This is a genomic window from Arthrobacter gandavensis (assembly GCF_039528575.1).
GTDB lineage: Bacteria > Actinomycetota > Actinomycetes > Actinomycetales > Micrococcaceae > Arthrobacter_B > Arthrobacter_B citreus_B.
Genome location: NZ_BAAALV010000007.1, coordinates 125,232 through 141,636, shown reverse-complemented (window position 1 = coordinate 141,636; position 16,405 = coordinate 125,232). Strand labels below are relative to the sequence as shown.

12 protein-coding genes are annotated in these 16,405 nt (G+C 66.9%); all 12 read right to left on the bottom strand.

The genetic code is table 11. From position 1 onward, the window contains the following. Positions 1-1,284 (bottom strand): oligosaccharide flippase family protein (locus ABFX29_RS14205; protein WP_346038499.1); only part of this gene is annotated, 1,284 nt, incomplete at its 3' end. Next, on the bottom strand, positions 1,281-2,408 hold the full coding sequence (locus ABFX29_RS14200; protein WP_152228680.1) for a DegT/DnrJ/EryC1/StrS family aminotransferase: 1,128 nt from the start codon (positions 2,406-2,408) through the stop codon (positions 1,281-1,283). The genes ABFX29_RS14200 and ABFX29_RS14205, both read right to left, overlap by 4 nt. After that, positions 2,405-3,139: an acetyltransferase gene (locus ABFX29_RS14195; protein WP_152228681.1), complete on the bottom strand. Its 735-nt coding sequence runs from the start codon at positions 3,137-3,139 to the stop codon at positions 2,405-2,407. The genes ABFX29_RS14200 and ABFX29_RS14195 overlap by 4 nt, the downstream gene beginning before the upstream one ends. Further along, positions 3,136-4,278 (bottom strand): DegT/DnrJ/EryC1/StrS family aminotransferase, encoded by a 1,143-nt coding sequence (locus ABFX29_RS14190; protein ID WP_152228682.1) that lies wholly within the window; start codon positions 4,276-4,278, stop codon positions 3,136-3,138. The genes ABFX29_RS14195 and ABFX29_RS14190 overlap by 4 nt, the downstream gene beginning before the upstream one ends. Next, positions 4,275-5,270: an NAD-dependent epimerase/dehydratase family protein gene (locus tag ABFX29_RS14185; RefSeq protein ID WP_152228801.1), complete on the bottom strand. Its 996-nt coding sequence runs from the start codon at positions 5,268-5,270 to the stop codon at positions 4,275-4,277. Before ABFX29_RS14185 ends, ABFX29_RS14190 begins: the two co-directional genes overlap by 4 nt. An 8-nt stretch (positions 5,271-5,278) precedes the next feature. Further along, a complete protein-coding gene (locus ABFX29_RS14180) occupies positions 5,279-6,334 on the bottom strand; it encodes a Gfo/Idh/MocA family protein (RefSeq protein WP_246167585.1) in 1,056 nt (351 codons plus the stop codon). Between the two features lie 190 nt (positions 6,335-6,524). Then, a complete protein-coding gene (locus tag ABFX29_RS14175) occupies positions 6,525-9,206 on the bottom strand; it encodes a helix-turn-helix transcriptional regulator (protein WP_170287778.1) in 2,682 nt (893 codons plus the stop codon). A 14-nt stretch (positions 9,207-9,220) separates the two neighbouring features. Then, positions 9,221-11,809, bottom strand: a complete 2,589-nt coding sequence (locus ABFX29_RS14170; RefSeq protein ID WP_170287779.1) for an AAA family ATPase — start codon at positions 11,807-11,809, stop codon at positions 9,221-9,223. A gap of 535 nt (positions 11,810-12,344) precedes the next feature. Then, complete coding sequence (gene pth / locus ABFX29_RS14165; protein WP_152228686.1) at positions 12,345-12,929, bottom strand: aminoacyl-tRNA hydrolase; 585 nt, start codon at positions 12,927-12,929, stop codon at positions 12,345-12,347. Positions 12,930-12,935: 6 nt separating this feature from the next. Continuing rightward, complete coding sequence (locus ABFX29_RS14160) at positions 12,936-13,538, bottom strand: 50S ribosomal protein L25/general stress protein Ctc (protein ID WP_152228687.1); 603 nt, start codon at positions 13,536-13,538, stop codon at positions 12,936-12,938. Between the two features lie 340 nt (positions 13,539-13,878). Then, entirely contained in the window at positions 13,879-14,862 is a 984-nt protein-coding gene (locus ABFX29_RS14155) for a ribose-phosphate diphosphokinase (protein WP_152228688.1), read from the bottom strand. Next, positions 14,859-16,370, bottom strand: a complete 1,512-nt coding sequence (glmU, locus tag ABFX29_RS14150; RefSeq protein WP_152228802.1) for a bifunctional UDP-N-acetylglucosamine diphosphorylase/glucosamine-1-phosphate N-acetyltransferase GlmU — start codon at positions 16,368-16,370, stop codon at positions 14,859-14,861. The genes ABFX29_RS14155 and glmU overlap by 4 nt, the downstream gene beginning before the upstream one ends. Between the last annotated feature and the right edge of the window lie 35 nt (positions 16,371-16,405).

Here is a 16,405-nt window from a genome sequence, read left to right as displayed (position 1 = left end):
CGGCCCCGCCGCAGCCCGGAGCAGGACCCGCCCGGGCGCCGGAACCGTGCCGCGGACGGCGCGCAGGTACAGCGGCATGATCACGGCCGCGATCACCGCCACGTGCACCCAGGCGGCGCCCGTCAGGCCGAACGGGCCAAGGCTCAGCCCAACGGCGGGAACGAGAAGCACCAGCCATACCGCCTGCACGCCAAAAACAGCCCCTGCCCGGCCCTGCCCCACAAGGAGGTTGGAGAGCAGCAGGGACAGCGCAAATACCCCTCCGTAGACGGCAAGGATCCGCAGGACCGGTGCCGCCTGCGCCCAGGTCCCGCCGTAGAGCACGGCCACCAGCTCGCCAGCGAGCACAACGGTAAGTGCCGTGACCGGGAAGGCAATCAACGCCACCAGGCGTGAGGACCTGGCCAGGAAACCGCGCAGCTCACCGGAACCGGAGCCCAGGGCGGAGAAGGCCGGCATGGCTACTGAATTGATGGTGGAGCTCATGACCGAGGTTGACCAGGAAGCCACAGTGAACGCGAGGGTGTAGATGCCAAGCTCCACCGGCCCCAGGAAGGCACCGATAATTGCGTAGTCGGCGTTGAGCAGGCTGTAGCCCAGCAGGTTTGCGCCCGCCAGCGGCAGGCCAAAGCGCAGTACCGGGCCCACTTCGGCACGCCGGAGCCGCGGCCAGTAGGTCCGCTTCACGCTCAAGGCCATAACTATCCCGCTGACCAGCTGGCTTACGACGCGGGACCACGCGAACGCCATGGCGCCGTCGCCGTTAACCGCAAGGAGGACGAGCACCAGGTTGCCGGGCACAAAGGCGACGGCGGATGCCAGGAAGACTTTTTCCTGCCGGAACTCGCGCACCAGCAGAGCCCCCGGAACCGTGAACACACCGCCCAGCACGACGGCGATGGCCAGGACACGGATTGGCGCGGCTGCTTCCGGTGCCCCCAGCAGCGCGGCAAGCGGGTCCGCTGCCAGTGCCATACCGCCGGCAAGCGCGAAGGACGAGAGAATCGCGAGCAGGGCGACTGTCGACGCCACGCGTTCCGGGTCAAGGTCCCGCCGGGCAACGCAGGAGGAGAGCCCCAGTTCACCGAAGGACGAGACGATCGCGTGAACAACCAGTGCAGCGGCGAACACCCCGAATTCGTGTGGTGTCACAAGCCGCACCACCACCACCATGACCGCGATTCCAGCCAGTTTCATCATCAGGGCGTTCGCGCCGCTCCATAGGGCCCCGCGTGCCGCGCGTGCACCGATGCCCAGTCCTGTTGATTCCGGGGTCGCTGTCACCGCAGCGCCCCCGCCAGCGTTTCTGCGACATATTCCTGCTGCGCCGGGCTGAGGTGGGGATGCAGCGGCAGCGACAGGAGCCGGGCAGCTGCGTCTTCGCTGACAGGGAAGTCCCCGGGGCCGTAGCCGAGGTGTGCATAGGCACCCGTCAGGTGCACCGGCACCGGATAGTGGATTCCGACGCCGATGCCAGCGGCTGCCAGTGCCTGCAGGACCCGGTCGCGTTCCGGGGCCGGCACCCGGACGGCGTAGATGTGCCAGACGTCCGTGTTTCCTTCCGCACTGGCCGGCAGCACAACACCGGGGATCCCTGAGAGCAGTTCCCGGTACCTGTCTGCGGCGGCGCGGCGCCGCTCGTTCCATCCCTGGAGGCGTTTGAGCTTTGCGCCCAGCACCACCGCCTGCACCGCGTCGAGCCTGGAGTTCATGCCGGCGGCTTCATGCCGGTATTTGACCCTGCTGCCGTGGTCCGCCAGCAGCCGAACCCGCTCAGCTATCGACCTGCTGCCGGTCAGGACCGCTCCGGCGTCTCCCGCGGCACCCAGGTTCTTGCCGGGGTAGAAGCTGGTTCCGGCGGCGTCGCCGAGCGTTCCGGCCCTCCGGCCAAACCGCTCGGCGCCCTGGGACTGGGCTGCGTCCTCCACCACCGCAGCCCCGTAGCGACTGGCCGTCCCCGCCAGCGCCTCCACCGGCGCTGTCTGCCCAAATAGATGAACGGGCATCAACGCCCGCGTTCGGGGGCCCGCTGCCCGGGCGGCGCCTTCCGGATCGATCAGCAGGTGCACCGGATCGACGTCGGACAGCACCGGAACCGCACCGGCACGTGTGACTGCTTCAGCGGTTGCGATGAAGGTGTTGGCCGGCAGGACCACTTCGGTGCCCGGCTCCACCCCGCAGGCGCGCAGGGCAAGTTCCAGGGCGTCGGTCCCGTTCGCCACACCAACGCAGTGCGCGCTGCCCAGCCACTTCCCATACGCTTCTTCGAAGTCCGAAACCGGGCGGCCGCCGATGAACGCGGCCGTGGCGAAGACTTCCTTCAGCCCAGCCTGGATTTCCCCGTCGACCTCGGCATGCTGCGCTGCGAGGTCCACGAACGGTACCGCTGCGGCGGGAAACTGTTTCATCGCTGGTCCTCCCAGCTGGCCGCGGCGCCCGGAACGGCGGCGGGCGGAACGGCGGCGGGCGGAACGGCGGCGGGCGGGCGGGTGCCCGCCCGGCGAAGCTCCCGGGCCGGAACTCCGGCCCAGGTTTGTCCGCCGGGGACGTCACGCAGGACTGCGGCTCCCATTCCCACGACGGTGCCGGCGCCAAGCCGAACGCCCTGCCGGACGGTTGCACCCATTCCCAGGTATGCCCCCGGCCCAACATGGACGCCGCCGCCCAGGCACACCCCTGCGGCGAGGGTGGCATAGTCTTCGAGAACGTCGTCATGCGTCAGTGTGCAGTTGGGCATCACGGCTGTGTGCCGGCCCACCGTGACGGCAGCCGTCAGGACGGTACCGGCAAGGATGATGCTGCCGGCCCCCACCGTACAGCCCTCCGTTAGGTAGGCGCCCCGGTCCACGAACACCGCAAACCTGTCCTCTGCCACGCCGGCGCTTGCCAGTGCCTGGACCATGGAGGCACGGGCCGATCCCGACCCCGCGCACGCCAGGAACCTGCAGCCGGGATAGTCCCCGGCGGTGTCCAGTCCACCGAGCACCGGGACTCCATCCACCTTCGCTGAGTGCAGGGACGGGTCGTCATCGAGGAAACCGATCACCCGCCATTCTTCGGTCCGGCGGACGGCGGCAAGTACCTCCCGGGCCAGCCCGCCGGCGCCGAGGAGCAACAGGGCGGGTGCCGGCGTACTCATGGTTTCCTGCCGCAGCCGGCCACTGCCTCGATGACCCTGGCCTGCTCGGATTCAGTCATTTCGTGGAACAGCGGCAGGATCAGCGTGCCGGTACTGAGCCGTTCGGTGACTTCCAGGGAAGCCGTTCCTGTGTCCCGTCCCCGGTAGGCCGGTTCCAGGTGGGCGGCCATGATGCCGCGCCGGGCTGAGATCTCCTGCCGGCCAAGCGCTTCCAGCACGCCGTTCCGGTCCGTGCCGAAACCGGGCAGCACTTCGATCCAGTAGGACTGGAAGTTCGACTCACCCCACGGCGGGTCCTCGACCGGGCGCAGGAACTCGATTTCGGCGAAAGCCTTGGCGTAGCCTGCGGCCAGTTCCCGCCTCCGGCGAACCACGGCGTCGAGCCGTTGAAGCTGTACCAATCCCACCGCAGCCTGCAGGTCAGTCATTCGGTAGTTGTAGCCCACCTCCGTGTATGCCTCGGCCGGGGCAAGGATACTTGCGCTGCGCTCTGCCGCGGAGAGGCTCATGGCGTGTTCGCGCAGCGTCCGTGCACGGGCCGCCCACCGGGGATTCGATGTCGTGAGCATCCCGCCTTCGCCGGTAGTGAGGATCTTCCGTGGATGGAAAGACCAGGCAGCGATTTCGGCACCCGCTCCGGCGGGACGTCCGGCGTACCGTGAACCGGCTGCGCAGGCCGCGTCTTCCAGGACCGTGATGCCCAGCGGATCGCACAGTGCCCGCAGCGGCGCAAGTTCCACCGGAACCCCGCCCTGGTCCACGGCTATCACTGCCCGGGTTGCGGGGGTCAGGGCCGCCTGGACGGTCTCCGCCGTGAGGTTGCCCGTAACGGGATCGACGTCGGCGAACACCGGCCGCGCACCAACGTAGGTGGGTGCGTTGGCGGTCGCGATGAAGGAAAAGGACGGCACTACGACGTCGTCTCCCGGACTGACGCCGGCTACCACCAGGGCCAGGTGCAGCGCCGTGGTGCAGCTGGAGGCTGCCACGGCGTGGCCGGCTTCCATCCGTTGCCCGAAGGCGGCCTCAAACTGGGCGGTGCGCGGTCCCTGGGCAATCCACCCGGAAGCGATGACTTCGCTGAGCGCCGCCGCCTCTTCCTCGCCCAGCCACGGCTTCATGACGTTGATCCTGCTCATGCTCCGGCGCTCCCGCGTCCGGCTGCGATCTCCGAACGCAGCGGCAGCCACCACTGGACCAGCTCGGCCAGCCCCTTGGCGAGCGGAACTTCCGCTTTGAACCCCAGGTCCGTCTGGGCAGCGGAGGTGTCCGCCAGCCGCCTGCTGACCCCGTTGACTGCCCGCTCGGGCCCAAACTCGACGTCGAGTTCCGAGTTCATCGCCGCCAGCAGTGCCCGGGCCAGTTCCAGCAGGCTTGTTTCCGTTCCGCTGGCAATGTTGTAGATCCCCGCCGGGGCGTGATGCACTGCGGCCAGCAGGTTCGCGCGGGCTATGTCGGTGGTGTAGATGAAGTCCATGGTCTGGGCGCCGTCACCGAAGATCAGCGGCGGACGCCCGTCTGCGATCCGTTCCATCCACCTGACCAGGACTTCCGTGTAGAGCCCGTGAACGTCCATCCGGGGTCCGTAGACGTTGAAGTAGCGCAGCCCGGTGAAGGCAAGCCCGTACATGGCCTGGAAGCTGCGCAGCATTCCCTCGTTAAAGGCCTTGGCCGCACCGTAGAACGTGTCATTGCCATGCAGGTGGTGCTTCTCCCGGGTAGGGAACTCCTCCGCCAGGCCGTACACGGATGCACTGGAGGCGGCGATGACGCGTGCTGCACCATGGGCGGCCGCTGCTTCCAGCACGTTGAACGTTCCGTCCGCCAGGACTTCCAGGGCAAGTCTTGGGTCTTCCGCACACTGGGTGATGCGGATGGCTGCCTGGTGGAAGACGAAGTCAGCCCCGCGGGTGAGGTCGTTCACTGCGTCCCTGTCCCGGATGTCCGCTTCGTAGAGGCCTACCCGGGGATCGGCCAGTGCATCGGCCAGGTTGGCGCGGCGCCCGCGGACGAGGTTGTCCAGCACGCGCACCTCCCCCACCCCGGCGTCGAGCAGCTGGTCAACAATCGCCGAGCCGATGGTGCCGGCGCCGCCGGTCACCAGTACCGATGCTCCGCGGAGCGGTTGAATATGCGTCATCAGGCTGATTCCAGTTCAAGAGTTGGGCGGAGCGGGACAGGGGACCCGCTCATTTGGCTGTGGGTGGCGGCTTCAAGCACCGACAGGACCCGGACGCCGGCAGCACCGCTGGTCAGGGCAGGACGCCCCGCACGGATGCTGGCGGCGAACTCGGCGGCCATCGCGGCCAGTGCCTCGTGCTCGGGCAGGGCAGGCGACCAGGTATCTCCAAGCCGGTAGGAAATGTTGGACTGTGAACGTTCTTCTTCCCCCGCGGCCCGGGAGAGGGTGACGCCGCGGTCATAGACGCTCAGGCGCTGCTGCGGGTTGAGGTCGTCCCAGACGAGGGTGCGCCGGCTGCCCCCGATCACCAGCTGCCGGATCTTGGTGGGGCTGAGCCAGTTCACGTGGATGTGGGCCATGGCGCCGGATTCGAGTTCCAGGACCAGGTGGCCGACGCAGGCGGTTCCCGCCCCCAGCGGATCGGACCCGTGTGCCGAGACGCGGACCGGCCGGAGGCCTGAGGGCAGGACAAAATCCAGGATCGCCAGGTCGTGGGGTGCCAGGTCCCAGAACACGTCGACGTCGGGCTGGACCAGTCCCAGGTTGATGCGCACTGAATCGATGAAGAGGATTTCGCCGAGCTCCCCCTGCGCCACCAGGTCGCGGATCTTCAGGACTGCCGGGGTGTAGCAGTAGGTGTGGTCCGCCATCAGGACCAGCCCTGCCGCATCGGCCTGCTGCACCATCTGCTCGCCGAGGGCCAGTGAATCCGCCAGCGGTTTCTCTACCAGGACGTGCTTGCCGGCAGCCAGCGCAGCCGTCGCCAGTCCGTGATGGGTCCGTGCCGGAGTCGCGATGGCCACGGCGTCGAGGTTTGGATCCCGGAGCAGTTCCTGGACCGATCCGGTCACGGGCACGTTTCCTACGCTGCGCGAGAGCCGCGCGGCGCGTTCTGTGTCCAGGTCACAGATCGCGGAGAGCTGCCAGTCGGAGCCGGCGTTGAAGTTGCGGGCGAGGTTGGGGCCCCAGTATCCGGCGCCGATGACTGCCACCGAAAGAGGGGATTCGGGCAAAGCCGATCCGGGAGTTGGGGAAGGGTGCACTGTGGAGACCTGCGTTCTGTCCGCAGCCGGGCGGCTGAGCTCTGATACTGCGCGACACCCTACGAAGCAGCATGAGCAGGCCGGATGAGTACCGCCTACGGGTCGTTACTTACGGTTGCAGGCGGGTACTCCGGACGCGGCGGGTAGTGACTCCCGGGGACTACTCCCCCATCAGATCGGCAGTGAGCTCCTCGCGCCTGCTGATGCCGAGTTTCTCGAAGATGCGGTAGATATGTCCTTCCACGGTCCGGACCGAGAGGAAGAGCTGACCGGCGATCTCCGCGTTGCGGTAGCCCTTGGCAACCAGCCCTGCGACGTCCTTCTCCCTGCGGGTCAGGGCCGGCGGGGCAGGGCTGCGTCCGGCCTCCGGCCCGGCAGAGCATTTGCCGATGACCCGCTGGACCCGCTGGATCTGGGTACGGTCGCCCCCGGCCTTGGCGATTCGGAGGGCCTCCTGCAGGGCAAGGGTCCCGAGGGCACGCGCATCCACGTCCACCGGCTCGGACGCGAAGCGCAGGAGCGCCGACACGTCCTGGTCCAGGACCGCCCTGGCAAACACGTTCACGGCACGGCCCCGCGGACCCTGAAGATCTTCGGAGAGTTTCAGCAGGCGGTTCATCACGGTCGGATCGCCGGCCCTCATGCTCAGGCAGCGCAGTTCGAATTCGGCTGCGGCCAGGCCCCGCTCTTCAGCCTGCTCTCCTGCTTCGCGCAGGGCTGCCAGCAGCTTTGGGTCTCCGGTCCTGGCATAGCCTGCCGCCAGCCGGTTGCCCCTTGCTATGAAACGCGTGCTGAGCGTGCCCCGCGGCTGAATCCTGTCACAATCCGCGAGCAGCTCATCCGCCCGTGCCAGCTCGCCCGCGCCGGCGGCCAGCTGGGCGGCAATGGAGAGGGCCACAGGCAGGTTGCCATCCGGATCATGGGTCCGCATCCCTTCGATGGCGGCCATCAGCTTGGGCAGGGCCGCCTCCATGTTCCCGCGGCGCAGCTCCATGACGGCGAGGCACATATCCACCGTGCCGCCCACACGCAGCGAGTTCCGCGAGGCCGCCAGCAGGTCGTGGTGGACCGAGCTGAGGACCTCGTCCCAGTAGCCGGCCCAAAGCAGTGCCGACAGGTGGCGGTGCAGGACGAACTGGTAGTACGTCAGGAACCGGTGCTCGCTGCGGCCTACGATTCCCAGTGCTTCCCGGGTGAGCGGCACCGCGCTTTCGGCGCGGCCGCTGCAGGAGTGGATCTCCCCCAGAATCGTGAGGGATACCATCACCGCCTCAGCGTCCTGCGCTTCCCGGGCCTGGGCGAGCAGGTCCCTGACCGGTGTTTCCATGCCCCGGTGGTTCCCTGCGGAGACTTCAGTCAGTGCCGCCAGGAGGGACGCTCCGCGCCATGATGAGGCGATATCCGCCCTCAGTTCATCGTCCAGGGTGCCGGAGGCCTGCGCTGCTGCCTCTATCCGCCGTATCGCAGCTTCCCAGGCCGTGTGTGCTTCCTGGAGGCCGTCCGCCGCGCCCGCGAATCCCTGGAGCAGCTGCACGCGGAGCAGGGTTCCCAGCTTGGCCGTCGTCAGGTCGGCGGCGCCTTCGACGGTTCCGGTAACAAGTTCCCGGGCAGCATCGAAGTTCCCGCGGTTGTAATGGGCACGGGCTTTCTGGATCCTGCCGGCAGGCAGCAGCGCCGGATCTTTGATTTCACCTGCGGCGCGGAGGGCAAAATCACTGTCGAAGAAGTTGTTGGCCATGTATGCGGCACGCAGAAGCTGCGCATCCGGAACACCGGCTCCGCAGTCAAGTGACCAGCCGACGCTTCGCAGCAGCCCGTCCATTGACTCCGTGTCGTCAGGCATGACTTCCTGGACGCGCTGGCGCAGCCGGGCGCTGCGCGCCGCTGGAACCATGTGGCGCACCAGCTGGCCGTACAAAGGATGCCGCGGGCGCAGCAGCCTGTTGCCTTCATCCTCCACGCTGACCAGGTTGGCCGCCGTCAGGGCGTCGACAGAGCGGTGCAGGCCAAGTTTGAAGGCGACAGCCACCGGAATCGGTTCGGCAAGCGCGATGATCTCCATCGCTTCCCGCTCTTCGATGGAAAGTCCCGAGAGGTGCGCTTTCAACAGGTCCGCCAGCCGCCCCTGGGGCGGATCGGCGTTGGCTCCCATCAGCCAGACGCCGTGCCGTTCGGTCAGCACGCCCGTCCTGCGGGTCTCGGCGACCAGGGCCAGAACAAACATGGGATTTCCCCCGCTTCGCATGGCAAGCTCAGCGCTGCTGGTGCTGAGCACCGGTCCGCCGAGCACCTGGGTGCAGAGATCATGGACCTGGGATTCGGTCAGCGGCTGGAGTTGGTGCCGCGAGATGGCGCCGCTCCATACCTGGGCCGGGATTCCCGCCGGAATTTCCGTAATGCTCCTGGTAAGGACCAGCATCCGGACCCGTCCCGAGGCCATGAGCTGGGAAAGCAGGTCGGCACTGGCTTCGTCCAGCGCATGGGCGTCGTCGACGACCAGCAGCGGGGCGACGTCCGTGCTGCGTTCCGCTGTGGGACGCACTCGTCCCAGCAGCGCCCTCATGACTGCCAGCGGCGAGTCCGTGTCCTCTGCCGACAATACGGGCAGCAGCGGTGCCAAGGCCCCAAACGGAATTCCAGTCAGTGCGGAGCTGGCATGGATCCGGAATACCGGCATCTCGTGTTCGAGTTCGCGGACGACGACGTTGGCGAGGGCGCTCTTGCCCATGCCGGCCTCTGCCACCAGCAGGGCGCCGCTCAGCTGAGCGGAGCGCAGGTCCGCCAGGACCGACTGGACCTCCATCTCGCGGCCCACCAGCTGCTGTGATGCAAAACCCTGCATTATTCCCCCATACCTCATTCTGCGGAGCGGAGAACATCCCGCAACTCAGTTCTTCCCGACACATGCAGCTTCCGAAACAGTTTGTTCAGGTGCCAGTCCACGGTGCGCGGCGACAGATGCAGCTCCTGCGCGATGTGGTTCCTGGACGATGTTCCGGCTGCCAGTTTCACCAGCCGCGCGTCGAAGTCACTGAGCCCCGCCAGCATGTTTTGGATGCTGTTTTCCCGCAGGAGCCTACGGTACGCAGCGTTCTCCACGGCAGCGGCACGGCGGGCGATGCTGCCTCCGCCGGCAGGGGACACAGTCCGGACCTGCCCTGCGGCGTGGTGGGCCAGCAGATGGTGGCCCAGCTGCGCGGCTCCCTCTGCGGCTTCCAGCAGGACCCAGGGATCGCTGCCCAGCATCCCCTTGGCATAGGACGCCAGTGTCTCGGCCCACCGCCCCGTTGCTTTGGGCGCCAGCCGCGCCAGCTGTGCTGCCGCGCCCAGGTCTCCCCTGGAGGCAGCAGCTTCATAGCAGCCCAGGGCGAAGGAAACGTTGCCTCGGGCTTCTGCTTCCTCCGCCATCTGCACCAGGGCGCGTGCAGCGGTTTCCTTCTCCCTGCCCTGTCGGGCGAGTATCCGGAAAAACTCCGTGACCCGTGCGGCATGCCAGAACGGGCGGTTGCGGAACCGGGGGGCAAGCCTTTGGTAGACCGAGGCCCGGGCGGTGTTTCCACTGAGTCCGTGGGCGTAGGACAGAAGTGCCGCGGCCAGGGGCAGCAGGTCCTGCGGATCCCGGAACCTCAGCTGGCTCACTGCCGGTTCGAGTGCCTCGATCGCGGCATCGGACTCGCCGGCGGCCGCACGGACCACGCCCCAGACCAGTTCACCGGCTGTTCCGTGATAGGCGTCCTCGGCGCTGTCAGTGTTTTCCCGGACAAAGCGCAGTGCCCTCTTCAGGTCTCCGGCAGCGTAGAACGCGTAGAAGAGACGGTTCAGGATGACGCTCTGGTCCGGCGCGGGGAAGGGAGCACGCAGCAGCCCCCAGTGTTCTTCCACCAGGTGCAGCGCTGCCCCGGCCTTGCCGGTTACGGCCAGGGCCTCCGCGGCCGCCGCTACAGCCAGGGCGCGCGTCCTGTCCGATATGCCGCGGCGGACGGCAAGTGCGGTCAACGGCTGCACGGCCCCGGCGTAGTTGCCCTCGGCCAGCTGGAGCTCCGCGGTTGCATAGTCGATTTCAGCAGAGGTCTCAGGGCTGTCGGCAACACCATCAGGCAGCGTGAGGCCGGCGAGGACCAGTGCCGGGTCATCCGACTTTGAAATGCTGCGCAGCAGCGCAGCCTTCAGGATCATGATCGCAACCCAGGTGTTCCGCCGGCCCGGATCAAGTCCGGTTTCGGCCGCTCTCAGGACATTCAGGGCTTTCTGGTCCTCCCCCAGCGCCATCAGGGCCCGGATTTCCTCCAGGACCAGGGCGTCGTCACGGTTCCCGGGCCCGGCCGAGCCGACGAAGGCCAGTGCCAGGGACGGTTTACCGGAATCGTTGGCATAGGCCGCGGCCCCACTGAGGCATTGAGGCCCCGGGTCCGACTCGCAGTCCAGCGACCATGAGACGAATCCGGCCAGCGCGGCGGGGGCGAGGCTCCCGGGGTCCTGGAGGACATCGGACAGCTCTTTCCACAGCTCGTGGCTGCGTCCCAGGGCAATATTGGCTGCCACCACCGAGGCGAACAGTGAGTTGGACAGCACCACGGCCGGCAGTGCTCCGCGCTGAAGCACTACCGTCCCGTCCTCTTCCAGGGCGTCCAGTGTTTCTGCAGGCACCAGCCCCAGCGCTGCCCCCAGGGGCAGCGGGCTGACCCTGGAGAGAACTTCAACCAGCTTGCGATGATCTGCAGGAAGCCTGGACAGCTGCGTGTCAAAGACCTCGGCAACGGCTCCGGAGTGTACATAGGTCCCGGCCCGGACCCAGGTCTGTTCGGAGAGGACCAGGCGGCCCTGCCTCACCTGTTCCGCAGTCATCAGGGTGGTGAAATGCGGATTACCCCGGGTTTCCGCCCACATGCTCCGGGCTGCGGGCTCAGAGACCGGCCCGCTCAGGAAACCGGCCATCAGTGTCCGGGTTTCGGTCTGGCTCAGGGGTTCAACGTCGATTCTGTCCAGATGCCCGTCCGCCCAGAGCGCCAGGACCTCCGGTTCGGCCCGCACCAGATCCGTTGCCGTGGCCACTACCGTGACTTCCCCTCCCCGGACCAGCTGGGCGACAACCTGGACCGAGAGCTCGTCGAGTTGATCGACGTCATCTACCACGAGCAGCAGCGGCAAGCCGGCGGCTCGTGAACGCAGAAGCCTGCGCACTTCGTGTAGTGCGCTCACGGGATTCAGCCCGTCGGGAAGGGGCAGCTCACTGAGCAGGGCCGCCAGCGCTCCGTACGGGCTGCGCCGCGAAACCTCCGTTCCGTACAGCGCTTCAATCCGGTAGCCGCGGGCGCGTTCGGTCAGCGCATGGGCAAGCGCGCTCTTGCCGATCCCCTGCGGTCCGACGATGAGAGCCCCCCGGCCTTCCGCCAAGGCAGAGACCATGCGGCCGAGGAGAGCGTCCCGGCCTACAAGTCCCGCCAATGGCCTGGGCAGCCTCATGCTGTGCCAGCGGGCCGCAGGTACGGCCGGCTGTCAGGACCATACGAAGCAGGCCCTCCCATAATTCTTCCCCCAGATCCCCGATTCAGTGCCTGATTCGGTTCGCTTACCAGCCTTGCGACGATCCAACCACTGCGGAAAGAGTACGCTCCAACGGCGCCCATAGGAAGCTATGCGAGCGCAGAGGTGACTGCCGGGAGCTGGGATATGGCTGTCCGGATCATCGAGGGGTTGACGTGGGCACTGGCCGCTTGCCGGTTTGCCGAGAAACCTCAGGGGGAATGTGGAAACTGTAAGGGACCGGCGCCGGGATGGGGGTGGCCCAGTCTCGGAGGCCTCCCGACGCCGGCCCCGCTTCAGGAGCCCGAAGGCTACCGCCAGTGTAGGCCCGGCCCCGGGACCAAACAATGCTCCCATGGGGGGCTGTGAGCACGGGTTCTATACCTAAATATTCGCTGAAGGCTACTCGTAGGCGATGACCTGCAGTTATGTCCGTGAAAAGGCGACGGGAGCAGTCTCAGGCCCCGCTGTGGAACTTCTGCTGCGCAGCCAGCAGCCCTTCAGTGACCAGCAGCTCAACGGCGTCGGCGCCGTCTGACACTAGGAAGGGCAGTTCCTTGGACTCTGCGGTGCCGAAGTTTTTCAGGACCCAGTCCGCAGTGTCCATCCGGCCGGGTGGACGGCCCACGCCAACACGCACCCGCAGGTAATCCTTGGTGCCCAGGGCCTTGCTGATGTCCCGCAGCCCGTTGTGCCCGCCCTCTCCTCCGCCGCGCTTGAGCTTGACGGAGTTGAACGGGATGTCGATCTCGTCATGTACCGCCACGACATTCTCCGGTTCGATCCCGTAAAAGCGCGCCAGCGCCGAAACCGGACCGCCGGAGAGGTTCATGTAGGTGAGCGGCTTGGCCAGAATGACGCGCGGCCCGCCGATGCCAATCCTGCCCTCGGCAACCTGTGCCCGGGATTTGTGCGACTTGAAGCTGCCGCCCATGCGGGACACCAGTTCGTCGAGGACCATCTGGCCCACATTGTGCCGGTTACGGCTGTAGCCGGGCCCGGGGTTCCCGAGCCCGGCTACAAGCCAGGTATTGCTGGTCAAAAAGGACTACGCCTCTTCGGCAGCAGCCGGAGCGGCTGCGGATTCTTCTTCGTCTGCACCCAGATCCTGGACAGCGGACTCGGAGATGTTGATGACCATGGTCTCGGGATCGAGCAGCAGCTCAACACCGGACGGCAGGACGAGGTCGGAAGCGTAGATGTGCTCGCCGGCCTTGCGGCCTTCGATGCTCACGACGATGGTCTCCGGCAGGTTGGTGGCGTCTGCGGAGACGAGGACCGTGTTGGCTTCCTGGTTGTAGACCGAGGAACCCGGTGCCAGTTCGCCTTCTACGTGGACGTTGACCTCAACCTCAACCTTTTCGCCCTTGCGGACGGTCAGGAGGTCGATGTGCTCGATGATCTGCTTGATCGGGTCGCGCTGGATGTCCTTGGCCAGGGCCAGGTGCGCTTCGCCGTCGACGTCGATGTCCAGCAGGGCGTTCGGGGTGCGGACGGCCAGCGTGGTTGCCTTGGCGGGCAGCAGGATGTGCATGACATCGGCGCCGTGCCCGTAGATGACGGCGGGGATCTTGCCGGCGACGCGGGCCTTGCGGGCTGCACCCTTGCCGAACTCGGTGCGGATGGTTGCTGCGAGCTTCTGCTCAGACATTGCTAACTCCTGTTGTGGTTCTTCCGGGATTTCAGTTGCCTATTCGGCGCCGGTATCGGAACGAACCAGCTGCATGGTCCGCGCTCGGTTCGAACGCGTGCAGTTGAGAAGTTGCCAGCCACCGTCGATTACGGAGTACCGCCGGAGTTTTCCGGGGCCTCCCTCGCCTAGGCATCGGAGTCAATGGTACCAGCTTCCCGCCGTCGGGCTTTCCGCCCCTGCCCCGCTCCCCCGGTGCCTGGCCGGAGCCGCCTCCCCAACACCGAGAGGCCAGTCACGGCTGGTTTGAGCGCTCAAACCGGCCGTAACTGGCCTCTCGATGAAAAGGACTCCGGAAAGGCTAGGCCTTGCCGTCGAACAGGCTCGTCACGGAGCCGTCTTCGAAGACCTCGCGGATAGCGCGGGCGATCAGCGGCGCGATCGAGAGGACGGTGAGCTGCTCGAAGCGCTTGTTGACCGGGATCGGCAGGGTGTTGGTAACCACGACTTCGCGGGCACCGGACTCAGCCAGGGTGCGCGCGGCCGGATCGGAGAACACGGCGTGGGTTGCGGCGATGATGACGTCCTTGGCGCCGGCTTCCTTCAGCACGCGCACGGCGCCGGCGATCGTTCCGCCGGTGTCGATCATGTCATCGATCAGGACGCAGGTGCGGCCTTCGACCTGTCCCACAACCTGCTTGGAAACGGCCTGGTTGGGCACTGTCAGGTCGCGGCTCTTGTGCACGAACGCCAGCGGGGCGCCGCCCAGGCGTTCGGCCCACTGCTCGGCAACGCGGACACGGCCGGTGTCCGGGGAGACCACGGTGACGTTGGAAACGTCGACGCGGGTGCGGATGTAGTCGGCCAGCAGCGGGATGGCCATGAGGTGGTCAACCGGGCCGTCGAAGAAGCCCTGGATCTGAGAGGTGTGCAGGTCGACGCTCATGATGCGGTCGGCGCCGGCCGTCTTGTACAGGTCGGCCACCAGGCGGGCGGAGATCGGCTCGCGGCCGCGGCCCTTCTTGTCCTGGCGGGCGTAGGGGTAGAACGGAGAGACCACGGTGATGCGCTGGGCCGAAGCACGCTTGAGCGCATCGATCATGATGAGCTGCTCCATCAGCCAGTTGTTCAGCGGTGCCGGGTGGGCCTGGATGACGAATACATCCTTGCCGCGGACGCTCTCTCCCGGACGCACGTAGATCTCGCCGTTGGCGAAGTCATAGGCAGCGAGCGGCAGCAGTTCCGTGTCGAGGCACTTGGCCACTTCCTCCGCCAGCTCAGGGTGTGCCCGTCCTGTGGCTAGGACAAGCCTTTTTTCACCTTGTGCGGTGATTACGCTGCTCATGACTGTTCGCTTTCTCGCGTGGGGTTATCAGTACCGGAGAGGGAAGTCTGTGTCTGGGCGCGCTCGGCGGCCTGGGCTGCAGCGGAACCGGGGCGGTTGGCTGACACCCAGTTCTCGAGGTTGCGCTGGGGAGCCACGTTGATGGCCAGCGAGCCCGCCGGAACGTCCTTGCGGATCACCGTTCCAGCTCCACTGTACGCCCCGTCCCCCACCGTGACGGGCGCCACGTACATGTTGTCGCTGCCCATCCGCACGTGCGATCCGACCGTGGTGTGGTGCTTCTTTTCGCCGTCGTAATTGACGAAGACGGAGGCGGCCCCGATGTTCGAGTACTCACCGATCGTGGCATCCCCCACATAGGAAAGGTGCGGGACCTTGGATCCGGTGCCGATCTGCGCGTTCTTGGTCTCCACGAAGGTGCCGATCTTGCCGTGTTCGCCCAGCTGCGTGCCGGGACGCAGGTAGGCAAAGGGCCCGACGTCGGCGCCGGCACCGATCACCGCGTCGGTGCCGTGGGTGCGGATCACCTTGGCACCCTCGCCGATGGCCACGTTGGTGAGGGTAGTGTCCGGGCCGACGACGGCGTCGCGCGCAACAGTGGTGGTGCCGTGCAGCTGGGTGCCGGGCAGGATGGTGACGTCTTCGTCCAGGGTGACCGTGGAATCGATCCAGGTGGTGGCCGGGTCCACGATGGTGACACCGGCACGCATCCAGCGGATCAGGCTGCGCCGGTTGTGCTCGGCGTTCAGCGCTGCGAGCTGCACGCGGTCGTTGGCGCCTTCAACCTGCCACTGGTCGGAGGTTTCAACCGCTGCGACGCGTCCCCCGGCTGCCCGGGCAAGTGCCAGGACGTCGGTCAGGTACATCTCGCCCTGGGCGTTGTCCGTGCTGACCTGGGACAGGGCCGAACGAAGCACGGCAGCATCGAAGGCGTAGATGCCTGAGTTGATCTCGTTCACGGCCAGCTGCTCGGCCGTGGCATCCTTCTGTTCCACGATTCCGGTAACGGTTCCGTCCTCGGCCCGGAGCACCCGGCCGTAGCCCGCCGGGTCTTCCACCCGGGCGGTGAGCACGGTAACGGCGTTGGAATCAACGTTGTGCACTGCCACCAGTTCGCGCAGGGTGGCCGCTTCCAGCAGCGGCACATCGCCGTAGGTCACCACGACGGTGCCTTCGAGCGGGGTGAGGGCGTCAATGGCTTCCACTGCGGCCTGGACGGCGCGTCCGGTGCCGGGGACCTCGTCCTGGTCCACGATCATGGCACCGGGCATAAGGGAGGCAATGTGGGCTGCCACCGTCTCGCGCTCATGGCGAACGACGACGGCGAGGGTGCGCGGGTGCAGGGCTTCGGCGGCGTTCAGCGCGTGCCCCACCATGGAGATGCCGCCCACCGGATGCAGGATCTTCGGAGTGCGGGACTTCATCCGGGTACCCGCTCCGGCGGCAAGGACTATGACCGCTGCTGGTGCGGCGCCTTCGTTCGGTCCGGTTTCCTGCGTATCCTGCATGCTCACGAAAAGGCGCTCCTACACGTTGTCCGGCC